Origin of the sequence: Microvirga aerophila (genome assembly GCF_003332305.1) — a bacterium.
GTDB lineage: Bacteria > Pseudomonadota > Alphaproteobacteria > Rhizobiales > Beijerinckiaceae > Microvirga > Microvirga aerophila.
Genome location: NZ_QOIO01000048.1, coordinates 26,481 through 43,616 on the forward strand (window position 1 = coordinate 26,481; position 17,136 = coordinate 43,616).

At 63.6% G+C, this 17,136-nt stretch carries 20 protein-coding genes; 6 read left to right on the forward strand and 14 right to left on the reverse strand.

What is annotated here, in order from left to right:
- Nucleotides 1-46: 46 nt before the first annotated feature.
- Both lysA and lptM read right to left on the reverse strand, forming a co-directional pair.
- Nucleotides 47-1,315 carry a diaminopimelate decarboxylase gene (gene lysA, locus DRB19_RS21940; RefSeq protein WP_114188161.1) on the reverse strand — a complete coding sequence of 423 codons (1,269 nt, stop codon included), beginning with the start codon at nt 1,313-1,315 and terminating at the stop codon, nt 47-49.
- An 11-nt stretch (nt 1,316-1,326) separates the two neighbouring features.
- Nucleotides 1,327-1,569 (reverse strand): LPS translocon maturation chaperone LptM, encoded by a 243-nt coding sequence (gene lptM, locus DRB19_RS21945; protein WP_114188162.1) that lies wholly within the window; start codon nt 1,567-1,569, stop codon nt 1,327-1,329.
- Nucleotides 1,570-1,929: 360 nt separating this feature from the next.
- On the opposite strand from lptM, the gene DRB19_RS21950 reads away from it, so the two are divergent.
- A complete protein-coding gene (locus tag DRB19_RS21950; protein WP_162815799.1) occupies nt 1,930-3,576 on the forward strand; it encodes a calcium-binding protein in 1,647 nt (548 codons plus the stop codon).
- A 160-nt stretch (nt 3,577-3,736) separates the two neighbouring features.
- Nucleotides 3,737-4,393 (forward strand): thiol:disulfide interchange protein TlpA, encoded by a 657-nt coding sequence (tlpA, locus tag DRB19_RS21955; protein WP_114188164.1) that lies wholly within the window; start codon nt 3,737-3,739, stop codon nt 4,391-4,393.
- Here the strand turns inward: tlpA and DRB19_RS21960 are convergent.
- From DRB19_RS21960 to purC, 8 genes are all read right to left on the reverse strand, one after another.
- Entirely contained in the window at nt 4,390-4,710 is a 321-nt protein-coding gene (locus DRB19_RS21960) for a hypothetical protein (protein WP_114188165.1), read from the reverse strand. The two genes, tlpA and DRB19_RS21960, sit on opposite strands and share 4 nt — an antisense overlap.
- A 176-nt stretch (nt 4,711-4,886) precedes the next feature.
- Complete coding sequence (grxD, locus tag DRB19_RS21965) at nt 4,887-5,222, reverse strand: Grx4 family monothiol glutaredoxin (protein ID WP_114188181.1); 336 nt, start codon at nt 5,220-5,222, stop codon at nt 4,887-4,889.
- 43 nt (nt 5,223-5,265) lie between these two features.
- Complete coding sequence (locus tag DRB19_RS21970; protein ID WP_114188166.1) at nt 5,266-5,502, reverse strand: BolA family protein; 237 nt, start codon at nt 5,500-5,502, stop codon at nt 5,266-5,268.
- A gap of 12 nt (nt 5,503-5,514) precedes the next feature.
- Nucleotides 5,515-7,725: a phosphoribosylformylglycinamidine synthase subunit PurL gene (gene purL, locus DRB19_RS21975; protein WP_114188167.1), complete on the reverse strand. Its 2,211-nt coding sequence runs from the start codon at nt 7,723-7,725 to the stop codon at nt 5,515-5,517.
- Nucleotides 7,726-7,749: 24 nt separating this feature from the next.
- Nucleotides 7,750-8,448: a phosphoribosylformylglycinamidine synthase subunit PurQ gene (gene purQ, locus DRB19_RS21980; protein ID WP_114188168.1), complete on the reverse strand. Its 699-nt coding sequence runs from the start codon at nt 8,446-8,448 to the stop codon at nt 7,750-7,752.
- 7 nt (nt 8,449-8,455) lie between these two features.
- A complete protein-coding gene (gene purS, locus DRB19_RS21985; RefSeq protein ID WP_114188169.1) occupies nt 8,456-8,695 on the reverse strand; it encodes a phosphoribosylformylglycinamidine synthase subunit PurS in 240 nt (79 codons plus the stop codon).
- A gap of 65 nt (nt 8,696-8,760) precedes the next feature.
- On the reverse strand, nt 8,761-9,318 hold the full coding sequence (locus tag DRB19_RS21990; protein ID WP_147021870.1) for a hypothetical protein: 558 nt from the start codon (nt 9,316-9,318) through the stop codon (nt 8,761-8,763).
- 11 nt (nt 9,319-9,329) lie between these two features.
- Entirely contained in the window at nt 9,330-10,124 is a 795-nt protein-coding gene (gene purC, locus DRB19_RS21995; protein ID WP_114188171.1) for a phosphoribosylaminoimidazolesuccinocarboxamide synthase, read from the reverse strand.
- A gap of 238 nt (nt 10,125-10,362) precedes the next feature.
- Here purC and DRB19_RS22000 point away from each other — a divergent pair, with 238 nt between their 5' ends.
- Together DRB19_RS22000 and DRB19_RS22005 are read left to right on the forward strand one after the other, a co-directional pair.
- On the forward strand, nt 10,363-10,686 hold the full coding sequence (locus DRB19_RS22000) for a DUF1476 domain-containing protein (protein WP_114188172.1): 324 nt from the start codon (nt 10,363-10,365) through the stop codon (nt 10,684-10,686).
- 57 nt (nt 10,687-10,743) lie between these two features.
- Nucleotides 10,744-11,514, forward strand: a complete 771-nt coding sequence (locus DRB19_RS22005) for an HpcH/HpaI aldolase family protein (protein ID WP_114188173.1) — start codon at nt 10,744-10,746, stop codon at nt 11,512-11,514.
- 34 nt (nt 11,515-11,548) lie between these two features.
- Here the strand turns inward: DRB19_RS22005 and DRB19_RS22010 are convergent, their stop codons facing one another.
- The gene (locus tag DRB19_RS22010) at nt 11,549-12,217 is read right to left on the reverse strand and encodes an alpha/beta hydrolase (protein ID WP_114188174.1); all 669 of its coding nucleotides are present in this window, start codon (nt 12,215-12,217) and stop codon (nt 11,549-11,551) included.
- 14 nt (nt 12,218-12,231) lie between these two features.
- Nucleotides 12,232-12,879 carry a DNA-3-methyladenine glycosylase family protein gene (locus tag DRB19_RS22015; RefSeq protein ID WP_114188175.1) on the reverse strand — a complete coding sequence of 216 codons (648 nt, stop codon included), beginning with the start codon at nt 12,877-12,879 and terminating at the stop codon, nt 12,232-12,234.
- A 29-nt stretch (nt 12,880-12,908) separates the two neighbouring features.
- On the opposite strand from DRB19_RS22015, the gene gluQRS reads away from it, so the two are divergent.
- Entirely contained in the window at nt 12,909-13,796 is an 888-nt protein-coding gene (gene gluQRS, locus DRB19_RS22020; protein ID WP_114188176.1) for a tRNA glutamyl-Q(34) synthetase GluQRS, read from the forward strand.
- Nucleotides 13,797-13,842: 46 nt separating this feature from the next.
- Here gluQRS and DRB19_RS22025 read toward each other — a convergent pair whose 3' ends face one another.
- On the reverse strand, nt 13,843-14,760 hold the full coding sequence (locus DRB19_RS22025; RefSeq protein WP_114188177.1) for an AEC family transporter: 918 nt from the start codon (nt 14,758-14,760) through the stop codon (nt 13,843-13,845).
- 5 nt (nt 14,761-14,765) lie between these two features.
- On the reverse strand, nt 14,766-16,799 hold the full coding sequence (locus DRB19_RS22030) for a M23 family metallopeptidase (RefSeq protein ID WP_114188178.1): 2,034 nt from the start codon (nt 16,797-16,799) through the stop codon (nt 14,766-14,768).
- A gap of 20 nt (nt 16,800-16,819) precedes the next feature.
- Between DRB19_RS22030 and DRB19_RS30815 the strand changes: the two genes are divergently transcribed.
- Nucleotides 16,820-17,136, forward strand: a 317-nt coding sequence (locus tag DRB19_RS30815) for a hypothetical protein (RefSeq protein WP_210207509.1), incomplete at its 3' end; no start/stop codon positions are given.

A 17,136-nucleotide genomic window follows, 5' to 3' on the forward strand; every position in this document is an offset into this window, starting at 1 on the left:
CGGGATCAATTTCTCGTCAGGTCGAGCCGAGAGAGGGGCCTGGGGCCTATGCGAGCCAGTCCGGAACCTGGTCGAGGCCGATCAGGTCCTCGTAGGTCGGGCGCCGGCGGACGACCGCATGGCCGTCGCCCCGCACCAGCACCTCGGGCACGAGCCGGCGGGTATTGTAGGTGTTGGAGGCAACCGCCCCATAGGCTCCGGTGGTCATGAGGGCGATCAGATCGCCGGCCTTCAAGGTCGGGAGGTCGCGCGACAGGGCTAGGTAATCGCCAGTCTCGCAGACCGGCCCGACCACGTCGGCTACGATCCGGCCCGTTTCCGGCCCAGGCTCGACCACGGGTTTGATGTCGTGATGGGCGTCATAGAGCGTCGGACGGATCAGGTCGTTCATCGCCGCGTCCACGATGACGAAGTTCTTGTCCGCCCCTTCCTTCACGTAGATCACTTGGGTGACCAGGACGCCCGCATTGCCGGCGATCAGGCGACCCATCTCGAAGACCAGCTTGAGGCCGAGGTCGCGGGTGTGGAGCTTGATGATGGCCGCATAGGCCTGCGGATCGGGCGGGGGCTCGTTGTCCTCACGGTAGGGAACTCCGAGGCCGCCGCCGACATCGATATGATGCAGCTTATGGCCATCGGCCATGAGATCCCTGGCCAGTTCCGACAGGAGCGCCGTGGCGTTGTCGAAGGGCTGGAGGTCGATGATCTGGCTGCCGATATGCATATCGACGCCGGTGATCTCGATCCCCTTGAGCTTCGCCGCCCGGGCATAAACCTCGCGGGCGCGGGCAATCGGGATCCCGAACTTGTTCTCGGACTTTCCGGTCGAGATCTTCTTGTGGGTCTTGGCATCCACGTCCGGGTTGATGCGGATCGAGACCGGCGCGCACATACCCTTGGACAGGGCGACTTCCGACAGCGCCTCCAGCTCGGGCTCCGACTCCACGTTGAAGCACAGAATTCCATTGTCGAGCCCAAAGGCCATTTCAGCCTTGGTCTTGCCGACGCCGGAGAAAACGATGCGCTGACCCGGCACCCCGGCTGCCAATGCGCGGCGCAGCTCGCCTTCCGACACGATATCCATGCCGGCGCCGAGCCGGCTGAGGGTTTTGAGCACCGCCTGGTTGGAGTTCGCCTTCATGGCGTAGCAGACGAGGGCGTCGGTATCCGCGAAGGCTTCTGCGAAGACGCGGTAATGCCGCTCGAGGGTTGCCGAGGAATAGCAATAGAACGGCGTGCCGACCTCGTCCGCGAGGCGGCGCAGGTCGACGGCCTCGGCGTGGAGAACCCCACGACGGTAAGCAAAGTGATGCATGAAAAGGAGCCTTACAGCAGCGGATCCAGAATGAAAGGCTTATTGGGTACGTTAAAGGGCCGGTTGGCATTCGAACGGCGAGGCGTTCCCACCGGGGAAGGGAGCGTCCCTTCCGGAGCTGTAGCGATGGCCTCCTGCGCGGCCGACGGATCCGGCGGCGGCTCGAGCGCTCCGCGACGCCCGCAGGCCGAAAGGCTGAGAAGGAGAAGGCCCGCCACCAGGACAGGGCGGGAAAATACCAGGCTAGACGACATCAGACGCTCCGAAACGTGGCCGCACCATAGCGGGATCCAGTCCCAGAGGCGAGAGGCAAAGGTGACGTCTTGGGGCATTCCCGGAAGGGGGGCGCCTGAGACCCAAGCTATGCCAGGTGCCGGGCAGACGAAGACTTCTATAGGTCTCGTGGCGAGCATCACCTGATGACGCCGAGATTGCAGGCGAATGTCGGTTCAGCTTGGCAGTATAGCGCTCGATTTCATGGAAAAATTTTCTGTATCAGAGCATGGAACCAACAAGATAACGTAACGTTATATGGTTACGGAATGATATACCGTCTCATCTTGTCCCGGAGTTCCGGAAATCTGCACCGAAATGAACCAACTGGAGCCGCTCTCATGGCAACCCGTTACGACGAACTACGCCTCTACATCTTGGAAGCGGGAGACACCGATTTCACGCTGACACCAGCAGACGGGGCGTTCAACGTCCTTGGAAATGGTGATAACAACAAGCTGACCGGCAACGCGTTCGACAACGTGCTGAACGGCGGCGCGGGAGCAGACACTCTCATCGGCGGCGCGGGCAACGACACTTATGTCATCGACAACGTCGGTGACACGGTCACCGAAGCCAATGAGACTGGCGTCGATCTGGTCCGGTCGAGCGTGACATTCACCCTGGCGACCGCAGGCGCGGCCTTCGTCGAGAACCTCACCCTGGCCGGCACCACCGACATCAACGGCACGGGCAACGACCTCGGCAACGTGATCGTCGGCAACTCCGGAGCCAATTCGCTCGACGGCGGAAAGGGGGCCGACAGCCTGTTCGGCGGAGGAGGCATCGACACGCTGATCGGCGGAGAGGGGAACGATACTCTCGATGGCGGCGATGGCATCGATGAAATGGCCGGCGGCGTCGGCGACGATCTTTACACCATCAACGATGCGACCGAAGTGATCACCGAGGCTGCGGGAGCCGGGACGGATACGGTGAGTTCGTCCGTCACCTACTCCATTGCCGACAAGGCGAACCTCGAAAACATCATCCTGACCGGTACCGGCGCGCTGAACGCAACCGGTAACGCCAGCAATAACAGCCTCACCGGCAACAGCGGCGTCAACGTCCTGACCGGCGCAGACGGTAACGACACGCTCGATGGCGGCGCCGGAGCCGACCGCCTGGATGGTGGAGCCGGTGACGATACCTACGTGGTGGACAATACGGGCGATGTGATCGTCGACACGACAGGCGTTGACACGGTCGTGTCTTCTCTTGTGAGCTACACACTGGGCGCCAATCTCGAAAACGCTCGTGCTGCCGTCGGTGTAGAGGCCTTCAACCTTACGGGTAACGCCGCCGACAACACCCTGACTGGCAATGCTGGCGCTAACGTTCTCGATGGCGGCGCTGGAGTAGACCAGCTCATCGGCGGTGCAGGCAACGATACCTACCTTGTCGACAACACGCTGGATCTTGTCACGGAGGCCACCGGCGGCGGAAGCGACACGGTTCTCACCAGTGTCCGGTATGCCCTTGCAACTGCGTCCGAGGTCGAGGTTTTGACCGCGACGGGCCGCTCCAGCATCAACCTCACAGGCTCCGAGTTCGCCAATGCCATCAACGGCAATGCCGGTCGCAACGCCATCTCGGGCCTTGGCGGGAACGACGTTCTCAATGGCGGCCTCGGACGCGACGATCTCAGGGGCGGTGCGGGCCGCGATACCTTCGAGTTCGATACGCGGCTGTCATCCAGCAATGTCGATCGGGTGCTGGACTTCAACGTACGGGATGACTCCTTCGCGCTCGACAATGCAATCTTCAGGAGGCTCGGATCGGGCAGCGAAGAGCGGCCCGGCAAGCTGAAGTCCGGTTACTTCAAGATTGCGACCGATGCACAGGATTCGAACGACTATCTGCTCTATGACAGGGCAACCGGGGTCCTATCCTATGATGCGGACGGTTCCGGCGCCGGTCGTGAGATCGCCATTGCGACCCTCCGACCCGGTCTGCGACTGACTTCCTCCGACTTCGTCATCATCTAAGGGCAGCGCCTTTAGGGCCCTTTGACCCCGGCTGTGTTCACAGCCGGGGTTCTGCTTGTTGATCGAACCCCTGCTTCTCAACATAATCGTGATGAATCGGCCACGTTCACGCTGACGTTTTCGACTTGAGAAGCGTGGCAAAAAAGATCACATCGCGGGCATGTCGAACGAAACTCAAGCCAAAGCATCCCGATCTGTCCCTTTGATCGTCGGACTTGCGGCCCTGGGGCTCCTGGGCGCAGGTGCTGCCTGGTACGGCCTCTCGCAGAAGGATCCTTCCTTTGCGGGTTCCGCCGAGTGCCAGCCCGCTGCCGCGGCGGCGGAACGGCTGAAGCCCCTGGCCAAAGGGGAATTGGCGGCCGTGGGGGTGAATGCACCCAAGCCTGCGCCGGTAATCGCCTTCAACGGGCCTGATGGCAAAGTGATGAGTCTTGGCGACTTCGGCGGCAAGACGGTTCTGGTCAATCTGTGGGCCACGTGGTGCGTGCCATGCCGCCAGGAAATGCCGGCTCTCGACAAGCTGCAGGCGGAATTGGGAGGCAAGGACTTCGAGGTGGTGGCCGTCAACGTGGACACGCGCAACCCCGACAAGCCCAAGGCCTGGCTTCGGGAGAACGGGATCCACAACCTCGCCTATTACGCCGATCCCGGCGGCAAGCTGCTGCAGACGCTCCAGAGGTCCGGGCATGTGGTGGGCTTGCCCACCACTTTCATGGTTCATGCGTCCGGCTGTGAGATCGCGCTCCTCAAAGGACCAGCCGAATGGGCGTCGCCCGAGGCCTTCACGTTCGTGCGGACTGCGCTCGGCCGCACTTAAACGGGAAGCGACCCCAGGCCATCCGGGAGGCCGGGCTGACCTGAAAAAGCAGGCTTCACGAGCCGCCAGGGCCGGTCCATCGCCTTGCGGGCCTCGCCGCGGGCGAGGGCTCGTGGGGTGCCGTCTGCCAGGATTTCCTCGATCAGCAAAAAGCCTAGGGATTGCAGCATGGCGGCCGCCACCTTGGTGGCGACGTCGTCGGCCCGCACGGGAAGCGAGCCCGCAGCGTAGATCCGCTCAAGCAGGCTCTTTGGATGATGCTGCGCCGCCGCCTTGCGGGGCTTGAACGCGACGACGTTCGTTTCTGATTCGACCATGGATAGCCCCCAGTTTCGCGCCGCCTCGGTTTTTGATTTTGCGGCCGATCCGATTTCATCGGAGTAACACTATTATGCCGGAAACTTGGCTGGGGCTGGAATGCGACAAAAAGCGAGCATGAAAAAAGGCAGGACGTCAGCCCTGCCTTTGAGGTCTTCGATAGCAGCTCGGCCGATCAGGCGCTCTGCTCGACCTTGATGCCCTTCTCGGTGAAGAACTGCTGCAGTTCGCCGGCCTGGAACATCTCGCGGGTGATGTCGCAGCCGCCGACGAATTCGCCCTTCACGTAGAGCTGCGGGATCGTCGGCCAGTTGGAATAATCCTTGATGCCCTGGCGGATGCTCTCGTTCTCGAGCACGTTCACGCCCTTATAAGGCACGCCGAGATAGTTCAGGATCTGGACCACCTGGCCCGAGAACCCGCACATGGGGAATTGTGGCGTGCCCTTCATGAACAGCACCACGTCGTTGGACTTCACTTCGTTGTCGATCACCTGATGGGCGTCGGTCATGGAATGCTCCTGTTCCACGGCGTTCAAGGCGCCGGGTTTCGTCTCAATTGTCGGGGGTCTGCGTCGTCAATGCAAGCGCGTGCAGCACGCCGCCCATGCGGCCCTGCAGCGCCGCATAGACCATCTGGTGCTGCTGGACCCGGGACTTGCCCTTGAACGCTCCGGACACGACGGTCGCGGCATAGTGGTCGCCGTCCCCCGCCAGATCCTTGATCTCGACCGTGGCGTCCGGAAGGGCGGCCTTGATCATGCTTTCGATTTCACGGGCATCCATCGGCATCGTGTCAGCTCCTCAAGCCTTGCCGGCCATATAGTCCGGCAGCCAGGATTCGTGCGCTGCCTTCAGATCCGCCACCGATATGGTCTGCTCGCCCGGCAGAATCAATGAAGCGCCGCCGGTGACGCCAAGCATCACGGCGGAAATCCCCACGGCCGAGGCCTCATAGAGAATGTCCGCGGCCGCATCCGTGTCGACGGCCATCACGTAGCGGCCCTGATCCTCGCCGAACAGGAAGGCGTGAAGGGGCATGTTCTCCGGAACGGCCGTGATGACCGCCCCAATATCGCCCGCCATGGCCATTTCGGCGACCGCCAGTGCAAGCCCGCCATCCGCGCAATCGTGGACCGTGTCCACCTGACCGGAGCGGATGAGCTGGCGCACGAAGTCGCCGTTGCGCTTCTCATGCGCGAGGTCGACCGGCGGCGGCGCGCCTTCCTCCCGTCCGCACACGTCGCGCAGATAGATGGACTGGCCGAGCCAGCCCCGCATGCCGCCGATCAGGATGATGGCGTCCTCGTCGCGCTTGAACGCCACGGAGGCGTTGACCGTCACGTCGTCCAGGAGGCCGACGCCGCCGATGGCCGGTGTCGGCAGGATGCCCTGGCCGTTGGTCTCGTTGTAGAGGGACACATTGCCGGACACGACCGGAAAATCGAGGGCCAGGCAGGCCTCCGAGATCCCCTTCAGACAGCCGACGAACTGGCCCATCACCTCGGGCCGCTCTGGGCTGCCGAAGTTGAGGTTGTCGGTAATGGCCAGCGGCAGGCCGCCGACCGCCGTGATGTTGCGCCAGGCTTCCGCCACCGCCTGCTTGCCGCCTTCGACGGGATCGGCCTCGCAGTAGCGCGGGGTCACGTCGGTTGTCATGGCGAGGCCTTTCGGGCCGTCCTCGACGCGCACCACCGCAGCGTCGCCGCCGGGCATCTGCACCGTGTTGCCGAGAATCAGGTGGTCGTATTGCTCCCAAACCCAGCGCTTCGAGCACTGGTCTGGGGAGCCTACGAGCTTCACCAGCGCCTCGATCTCCGAGACAGGCGGCTTGACGCTCTCGGGCGCGATCACAGGCTGATAGGTGTTGGAGATATGAGGCCGGTCATAGATCGGCGCTTCATCGCCGAGTTCTTTGATCGGCAGGTCGGCCATTACTTCGCCGTGGTGCTTCACCACGAACCGCAGGGTGTCGGTGGTCTTGCCGATGACGGCGAAATCGAGGCCCCACTTCACGAAGATGGCCTCGGCTTCCTTTTCCATGCCGGGCTTGAGCACCATGAGCATGCGCTCCTGGCTCTCCGACAGCATCATCTCGTAGGCGGTCATGCCCTCCTCGCGGCAGGGGACCTTGTCGAGGTCGAGCTCCACGCCGAGATCGCCCTTCGCGCCCATCTCCACCGCCGAGCAGGTGAGGCCTGCAGCCCCCATGTCCTGGATGGCGATCACCGCGCCGGATTTCATGAGCTCGAGGCAGGCCTCCAGCAGGAGCTTTTCGGCGAAGGGGTCGCCCACCTGCACGGTCGGGCGCTTCTCCTCCGATGCATCGTCGAACTCCGCCGACGCCATGGTGGCGCCGTGGATGCCGTCACGGCCTGTCTTGGACCCGAGATACACGATGGGGTTCCCGACGCCGGTGGCTGCCGCGTAAAAGATCTCGTCGGTGCGGGCGAGGCCCACCGCCATGGCGTTGACCAGAATGTTGCCGTTGTAGCGCGGGTGAAAGCCCACGCTGCCGCCCACCGTGGGCACGCCGAAGGAATTGCCGTAGCCGCCGATGCCGGCCACCACGCCCGACACCAGGTGAGGGGTTTTCGGATGGTTCGGCTCGCCGAAGCGCAGGAAGTTGAGGGCAGCGATCGGCCGCGCCCCCATGGTGAACACGTCGCGCAGGATTCCGCCCACGCCCGTCGTCGCGCCCTGATAGGGCTCGATGAAGGACGGATGGTTGTGGCTCTCCATCTTGAAGATGCAGGCCAACCCGTCGCCAATGTCGATCACGCCCGCATTCTCGCCCGGCCCCTGGATGACCCAGGGAGCCTTGGTGGGCAGGCCGCGCAAATGCAGGCGCGAGGACTTGTAGGAGCAGTGCTCGTTCCACATGGCCGACACGATGCCGAGCTCGGTGATGGTCGGCGTCCGGCCGATCAGCTGCACGAAGCGCTCGTATTCGTCAGGCTTCAGCCCGTGCTCCTTCACCAGTTCCGGGGTGATGGCGACGTCGTTGCGGATCATCAGGGTCTCGCGATTTTTGAAGGGTCAGGCCGCTTTGGCGAAGGAGGTGACAAGGCTCTCGAACAGGCCGCGCCCATCGGTTCCCCCAACCAGGTCTTCGATGAGGTTTTCCGGGTGGGGCATCATGCCGAGCACATTGAGTTTGTCAGAATAGATGCCCGCGATGGAGTTCATGGAGCCGTTGCGGTTGGCGTCCGCCGTCACGTGTCCGTGGCCATTGCTATAGCGGAAGGCCACGAGGCCTTCGCCCTCGAGGCGGCGCAGGGTCTCCTCGTCGGCCGTGTAGTTACCCTCGCCGTGAGCCACGCAGACATCGATCGCCTGGCCCTGCTTGTAGGCCCGAGTGAAGGCGGTGTCGTTGCGCTCCACCCGCAGGAACTGGCGGTGGCAGATGAACTTGAGATTGGCGTTGCGCATCAGGATGCCCGGCAGGAGCCCGGATTCGCACAGGATCTGGAAACCGTTGCAGATGCCGAGCACGAGGCCGCCCCGCGCCGCGTGAGCCCGCACCGCATCCATCACGGTCGCGCGGCCCGCAATGGCGCCGCAGCGGAGATAGTCGCCGTAGGAGAAGCCGCCCGGCAGAACCACCAGGTCCGTACCCGCGGGCAATTCGGTCTCGGCATGCCAGACCTTCTGCACCTGGGACCCGGCCTGCTTGAGGGCCCGGACCACATCGCCTTCGCGATTGGAGCCGGGAAAGACGATGACAGCGGAATTCATGATCGCCTCACGCGATTTCGACGCGGTAGTTTTCGATGACCGTGTTGGCCAGAAGCTTCTCGCAGGCCGCCTTGAGGGAGGCCTCCGCCTGAGCCTTGTCGGGGGTGTCGACCTCGATGTCGAACACCTTGCCCTGGCGCACATTGGCGATGCCCTCGACTCCGAGGGACTTGAGCGCGCCTTCGATGGCCTTGCCTTGCGGATCGAGAACGCCGTTCTTGAGGGTCACGGTGACACGGGCTTTCATGAGGGCCTCGGGCTGTTGGAAGGATGGCCAACGCCATAAAGCCAATAGACTTCAGTGACAACGCCTTAAGGCAGCAATTCACGGACTGCGACCTCCCGGACCGTGGATTGAACGGCGTCAGGCGCTTCACCAACGACGAGCACAAGGCGAAGGTCCTCGCCCACGCGCCGCCCGAGGGCTGCCCCATAGGCGGGGACCTTTCCCTCATCGGCGGGCGCAAGGCTGATGGCAAATCCGTAGGCGGCAGCCTCTTTCATCGGCTCCACCGACACCATGGTCTTGACCGGCTTGGTGCGGCCCGCTGGGGACCGCAGGGCGCGGGCGAGCCGCTCCGGGTCTTTCAGGACACCGTCTGTGATTTCGGCATCCTTGCCGGAGAGCCGCACGACGATTGCCGCAAGGCCTGGCCGGCATTCCGGCGGAGCGCAGAAGGACAAGGCCTCCGGCTCGGCCCGGTCCTCGGCCAGCCACTTGCGCAGGGGCAGGGCCTCCCACGGGGCACCAGGAGGAAGACCGGCCACGGGTCGGGGAACGTAGCCGCAGGCGCTCACCGCCAGCAGCCCGGCCGCCAGTCCAAATGACAATGCCCGGCGTGAGGCCGGGCATTGGAGTAGTCTTGTCAAACCAACGCGGCTCACTGCACGAGGCGCGGGCCGCCGTTGGTGGGGTTCTCGTTCTCGGACATGATGCCGAGACGGCGGGCGACCTCCGAATAGGCCTCTACCAAGCCGCCCATGTCGCGGCGGAAGCGGTCCTTGTCGAGCTTGTCCTTGGACTTGATGTCCCAGAGGCGGCACGAATCGGGGGAGATCTCATCGGCCACGACGATGCGCATCAGCTCGCCTTCCCACAGGCGGCCTGTCTCCATCTTGAAGTCTACGAGACGGATGCCGACGCCGAGGAAGAGGCCGGACAGGAAGTCGTTGACCCGGATGGCCAGCGCCATGATGTCGTCGATCTCCTGGGGAGTCGCCCAGCCGAAGGCCGTGATGTGCTCCTCCGAGACCATGGGATCGTTGAGCGCGTCGTTCTTATAGTAGAACTCGATGATCGAGCGCGGGAGCTGCGTGCCCTCTTCGAGCCCGAGGCGGGTCGCCAGCGATCCGGCAGCCACGTTGCGCACCACCACTTCGAGCGGGATGATCTCAACTTCGCGAATCAGCTGCTCGCGCATGTTGAGGCGGCGGATGAAGTGGGTCGGGACGCCGATATCGTTCAGATTCTGGAAGACGTATTCCGAAATCCGATTGTTGAGCACGCCCTTGCCGTCGATCACTTCATGCTTCTTGGCATTGAAGGCGGTTGCGTCATCCTTGAAGTGCTGGATGAGTGTTCCGGGCTCCGGTCCTTCATAGAGGACCTTCGCCTTGCCCTCGTAGATGCGACGGCGACGATTCATAGGTGTGTACCGAGGTTTGAGGAAATCCATTGCCGAGGCTCCTTAAGGCCAAGCTGTCAGATCCGCGGCTGGCGTGAGCGCGGCTTTTACCGTCTCCCCCGCTTGCGGGGCAACCTATCCGATCCCTTGAATAAGCACAACGCAGGCTGTGAGATGCAAAGTTACAGCCCGCCGGGGCTTTGCATTTTTTCAATGTGGGGGCTAATGGCGGTGCTGCGAGTGCGCCCTTATATCGCGGAAAGCTACGATTCTTTAGGAGGACGACCCAATGGCCGGTTTCGACGAGCGCAAGGATGCCTTTGAGAACAGGTTTGCGCATGATGAGGAGCTCCGCTTCAAAGCGACCGCTCGCCGCAACAAGCTCTTTGGTCTTTGGGCCGCCGAGCAGCTGGGTAAATCCGGCGCTGACGCCGAGGCTTACGCCAAGACTGTTGTTCTGGCCGATTTCGAGGAAGCCGGAGACGCGGACGTCATCCGCAAGGTGCGGAAGGATCTCGAAGCGGGCGGCAAGACGATCGGTGACGCCGAGCTCAGCCGCGCCCTGACGGACTTGATGGGAAAAGCCATCGAGCAGATCCAGGCCGGTCGATAAGCCCATCCCGCTTCTCAGGGGCTGGTAAAGCTCCCAAAACCTTTCAGGAGGGGCTTCATGCTTCCCCGTGCGTCCATCCACGACCGCCTGAGAAGCGGTTCCCCTGCCTTGGCGGCTTGGTGCGGCTTGCCGGAAGCGGCCATCCCGGCCCTGTTGGCCCGTGAGGCTTTCGACATGGTGGTGATCGACACCCAGCATGGGGCCGTCGATTTCGCCACGGCCGTCCGGGCCACCGCCCTTATCGAAGCCGCGGGCAAGCCGGCGATGGTCCGAATCCCCGTGGGAGATTTCGCGGCCGCCTCCCGGTATCTCGATGCCGGCATGTCGGGCGTGATCGCCCCGATGATCAACACCATCGAGGATGCCCGCCGGTTCGCCAGCTTCATGAAGTTTCCGCCGGTCGGCGAGCGAAGCTGGGGGCCTCATGGGGCTCTTGCCCTGTCGGGCCTGCAGCCCGGCGATTATTTCCAGAAGGGCAATGGCCTTTCGGTTTCCTTCGCCATGGTGGAAACCCGCGAAGCGCTCGATATCATCGACGACATCCTGGCGGTCCCCGGCATAGACGGCATCTTCATCGGCCCGTCCGATCTGTCCATCGCGCTCTCAGGCGGCACGGATATGAATCCCGCCAGCGCCATGGTGGAGGAGGCGCTCGACCACGCGCTCGCCAGAGCAAGGGCCGCCGGCAAGTTCGCGGCGATCTACTCGGCAACAGGCGAACGCGCCGCCGATCTGGTCCGCAAGGGTTTCCACATGGTGTCTATTGCCAGCGACACGGCCCTGCTTCGAGCCGGCGCTCAGATGGCCCTGAAGGCGGCGCGCGCCTGAGCCGCCAGCCCCATCGAACGGTGCTCTAGGCGGGTTAGGAGAGGCCGAAAGCATGAGCCAGGAAAAGGCCGCCATGCCTCAGCGCATCCTCATCGATGCCATGCGAAACGCCGCGCGACAGGTGCCATTGGCAAGGCACTCTGGCTGCGGCCAATGCCTCCTTGGTGGAGAAGAACATCTCGGGCGGCACCACGTCGTCCTGATCCCCATGGACGAGCAGGATCGGCGGTTTCGACCGGATCACGGTCTGTAGGCTCTCCACCCCTTTTCCGTCCTCCAGCACCACGACCCCCGAATAGCCCACGATGGCCGCCGGGGCCGTGGCTCGGCGCAAACCTACATGCAGGGCCATCATGGTGCCTTGGCTGAAGCCCACGATGGCAAGCTTCGAGGCGGGAAGTCCGTGATGCGCCAGCTCCGCGTCTAGGAAAGCCTCGAGGCGGGGCGCCGCATAATTAACGCCCCGCCAGAATTCGGCTGGATCCCGGAAGGTGAGCGGGAACCATTGCCGCCCCACCGGCGCTCCGTCATATGGGTCGGGCGCATGGGGCGCCACGAAGGCGGCGTCCGGCAGCCAGCTCTGCCACATGGTTCCGATATCGATCAGGTCCCGGCTATCCGCGCCCAATCCGTGCAGAAACACCACCAGCTGCTTGGCTTGGCCTGATTTCGGCGCAAGACGTGGACTGTCAGCAAAAGCCATTATGGATTCCTTGTTCACGCGACTGGGCTCCCCTCGCGGGACTTCGCGATCCGATAATAGGCCCAGAGCACTTTTGCCGCGACGCCGCGCCAAGGCCGCCAGCGCTCAGCCAGGGCCGTGAGCTCCTTGGGGCCAGGACGCGCCTCCAGCCCATAGGCGAGGCGGGCCGCTTCCTGCACGGCCAGGTCGCCGCTGGGAAAGGCGTCGGGGTGTCCCAGACAGAACAGAAGATAGATGTCCGCCGTCCAAGGTCCGATCCCCTTCACGTTCGTGAGGAGGCGATGAGCCTCGTCGGCTGGAAGGTCATGCAGCCGGCCCAGCGGCAGGCGGCTGTCGAGAATGTCCGTCGCGGCAGCCCGCAGGGTCTTGATCTTGCCCGCCGACAATCCGGCTTGGCGAAGATCCTCGTCCGAGAGCGTCATGAAGTCCTGTGGCGAATCGGTGTCGAAGAGCAGCCGCGTTCGTTCCCATATGGCTGCGGCGCTCGCGGTTGAGAGCTGCTGGCCGACAATAATCCACGCCAGCCCTCCGAACCCCGGCGGGCGCTTGCGGAGCTTCGGCGTGGCCCCATTGGCCACCAGGGCCTTCATCACCGGGTCCGACCGCATCACCGCGTCGAGCCCCCTCTTGAGAACCTCATCCGATTCGAGGAGGGTGCTCATCGGTTCCATATCCTTGCACAAAGGCTCCCGTGACGAAGCCGGTCTTTCGATTCGCCCCCAGCCCGAACGGGCGGCTGCATCTTGGGCATGCCTACTCGGCTCTGCTCAATGCGGATTTTGCACACAGGTTCGGCGGACGTCTCCTGCTGCGGATCGAGGATATCGATGTGACCCGCTGCCGCCCAGAATTCGAGACAGCCATTTACAGCGATCTCGCCTGGCTAGGCATCCGGTGGGAGGAGCCGGTCCGGCGGCAATCCGAACATTTTTCAGACTACAAGGCTGCCTTTTCCAGGCTGAAGGGCAGGGGAGTGGTCTATCCGTGCTTCTGTTCCCGCAAGGCCATCGCCGATGCCGTCCAGAACCAAGAGGCCGAATCCGGCCGACCCTGGCCACGGGATCCGGATGGAGCGAGTCTCTACCCGGGCACCTGCAAAGCCTTGTCGGCTGAGGCGGCCGAACGTCGGATCTCCCGGGGCGAGGCGCATGGATGGCGGATCGACATGGCGGCAGCCCGAAGGATCTCACCAGGGCCTTATGCGTTCCGGCGCTTCGGTCGGGACAACAGGGGCGACACGGTGAAGGCCGACCCGTGGCGCTGGGGCGACGCGATGATCATGCGCAAGGACGTGCCGACGAGCTATCACCTCTCCGTGGTCACGGACGATGCGCTGCAAGGCGTGACCCACGTGGTCCGGGGCCGGGATCTCGAGGCCGCCACCGACCTCCATGTTCTGCTCCAGTCGCTGCTCGGCCTGGATGCGCCGCTGTATCACCATCACGAACTCGTCCTTGATCCGATCGGCGACAAGCTCTCGAAGAGCAGGGGCTCCGAAGCGCTGGCGGACCTGAGACGGGAGGGGACGACCGCCGCAGCCATCCGGCAGCGTCTCGGCTTCATGCACTTTGGAACTTGACGCATCGTCCGGTGCGGAAAACCGGGGCTAATTTTCCGCACGATGCTCAGCCGATGCCGAGCACGTAAAGCCACAGAAGCGTCGTGCCCAGCGCCAGCATGGTCGACAGCGTGACGGTGCTCGATGCGAGCGCCACGCCCTCCCCGTAACGTTCGGCGAACAGGTAGGCATTAATGCCGGACGGGCAGGAGGCGAACAGCACCGCAACGCCGGCCCAGACCGGGGGCATCTCGAAAACCATGGTTGCCAGCAGGAGAACGACCAGCGGATGGACGATGAGCTTGAGCCCCGAGAGCAGGGTCGGCAGCTTCCAGCCCATCTGCAACCCATAGCGCCGCAAGGCGATTCCCATCGAAACCAGCGCACACGGAACCGCCGCTCCTCCCAACAGGTCAACGATCTGCAGGGTCCATCCAGGCAGATAGGGAGCAAGCGGCCGGCATGCGGAGCCGGCCAGGATGCCGACGACGATGGGATGGGTCGCCAGCCGGCGGAGGATCACGAGGGGTGAGGCCTGACGTCCCTCGGCCAGAATCGTCGCAAGCGTCATGGTCACAGGCAGGTGCACGGCGATCAGAAGAAACAGCGGCACCGCGCCTTCGCTGCCATAGGCCTTCAGGATCATCGGAACGCCTACGAAGACGGTGTTCGCCTGACCGGCGGAAAAGCCAGCCACGACCGAGGAGACGCCTCTCAGGCCGAACACGCGCTGGCCGACTATCGTGGCGATAACCCAGACAACCGCCACGCCCAGGAAATATGAGATCCAATATCCCCATGGCTGCACGGCGGGGATCTCGGCTTTGACGAGGGTTCCGAAGATCAGGCAGGGGACCGAGAGCGTGAAGACGAATTCCGACAGACCGTCGCCCATCCGCTCCGACACCAAGCCGGATCTGCGTCCCAGGTAGCCGATGGCGATCAAGCCGAAGACCGGCAGAACGATCGTGAGCAGGTCGAGCATGAAACTCAGCGCAACTCGACGCGCTGGGCGACGCTGGCCGAGGCCGTGGCGTGGCTCATCAGCTCGTCCACTTGCTCCCGCTGGCGCTTGAATTCGGCAAGGCCACGCCCTTCGAGCTCTCGGCCACGCGGCAGGCGGATCTTCAAGGGATCCACGAAGCTGCCGTTGATGATCACCTCGTAGTGAAGGTGTGGCCCCGTGGAAAGGCCCGTGCTGCCCACATAGCCGATGACCTGACCCTGCTGGACCCGGGTGCCCGGCACGATGCCGTTGCCGAAGCGGGACATGTGGGAATAGGCCGTCACGTAACCGTTCGTGTGCTGGATCTCGACCCGGCGGCCATAGCCGCCTGTATCCCATTGCGCCTTGAGGATCGTGCCATTGCCGGCCGCGAGGATCGGGGTGCCGATGCGATTGGACCAGTCGACGCCCGTATGGGGGCGCGTATAGCCCAGGATCGGATGGTTGCGCGATCCGAAGCCCGACCGCAGAATGCCGTCGGCGATCGGTTTGCGAAGCAGGAACTTCTTGAGGGAGCGGCCGGCCTCATCGAAATAATCGATCGTTCCGTCATCACCCTGATAGCGATAGACCCGCCTTGCCTCTCCGCCCACGGTCAGCGCCGCGTAGAGGATTTCCGGCGCCTCATCGCCTTCGTCCGATCCGAAGAAGATCTCGAACGTGTCGCCGGACGAGACGCGGCGCTGGAAGTCGAGATCGTATCCGAAGATCCGAATGAGCTCCTCGACGGTTTGGCGCGGCAGCTCGTTCTTCAGGGCAGTCTCGTAGAGGCTCTCATAAAGCCGGACTCCGCCGCGCCCTTCGGTTTCCTCTTCATCCTCAGTGACGATGGTTTGCTGATCGCCTTCATCGCTGGGGGGGGTGACCGATACGAAAACGCCCCGGTCGTTCGTCGCGGCGATGGCCTCGATGCCCTTCTCGCCCAGGACGAGGACCCGAACGATCTGCCTTGGATCGCCCAGGAGAGGACCCGGGGCGATGAGGATACGCATCCGCTGGCCCTCACCCAGTCCCGCAACCTTGACTCTCGCGGCAAGAGCCGTCGTGATCGCAACGATCTGTTCGGGGGTGCCCCCATAGGAACGCAGGACTGTCTCGAGGGTCTCGCCCTTTTTCAGCACGACATCCCGCTCCTCAACGACAGGGCCGATGGCGCGCTGCTCGATCTTGGGCAGGCTCGTGACGTTCTCAGGGACGACCCGAACCTCGATGGTGCTGAACGGCGCATCGACAATCCGGGCGTAGCCAAGCGCGTCGCCCAGGCCCTCGGGCTGCCGGAGCGTCCGCGACAGCATCTGCTGAGCCGGGATGAGAACCGAGGCCCGGCGGCCGGCTTCGGCCCCGACGCGACGCTCCTCCTCCAGGATGGCAAGCACGTCGTCGTCGGACAGCGAGGGCGCGCTCGCCTCGACGGAAAGCAGGCCGAGGTCGCGCCGAACCACCGATACGTCGGCGTCGGAGACCTCAGGTCCGGGATCGACCAGACGAAGCTGAACATCATCGGTAAAAAGGCGCATCGGATTGAACGCCGGGATGTCAGTCGCGTAGGTGCCCGTGGTGAGCGAAAGGTTTGTTGCGACCCGCACGAACTGGCGGACCTTGATAGCCTCGCGATCGCCGCTGCGGATGGTCATGGGCGCGCGGAAGCTCTGCCTGGCCAGAACCGTGTTCTCGGTCCGGTCGAGCTTGTCCGCCTTGCGTGCGACGTTGGACATGCGCCCTGCATCGTCGGGAGCGCGCGGCACGGAGGCCGCGGCCCGCTCCGGAGGCGTTGCAGACGTGGTTGCCCCCTGGAGAGCGATATAGATGGAAGCGCCGATCAGCCCGGCGCCGGTCAGACCTGTGAGAACGCTCGCCCCGAGCCAGCGAAGGCTCACTTCCCGCTTGTCAACTTCGGGAGCCGTCCCGCCCAGGGCGTTCAGCGGGGGCTCATGGCCCAGATCGATGCCCGACGACGTGCGGAAAGCGCCCCTGGAGGGGCTCTCGATGCGATCGTCGTCTGAAGGAGGGTGGCTCATTACGGCGGAGGCTGATCGGAATGATTGGTGTTACAAACGTGCAATGGGCTCTACCACAAGAGATCCGGGACGCACAGGCCGATCCGGCCCAGCAGCGCAAGTTCCTCGAATGGCCTCGTCCAAGGAGCCATATGCCTTCCCGTCCTAGTGTGGCTGCAGTGAGGCGGAAACCTTGTCTGCACCGGCAGCGACGGGCTGACCGTCAAAAAACCTTCACATCGTTGTTGACAGCCAAAATCTCTTGGGCCTATAAAGCGCCCATCGGCGGCGAGGTTATGTTTGGTTTTGCTGCTGGAGTGTTTGGCGCTTTGGGTTGGAAAGTTTTCGATCCGGGTGT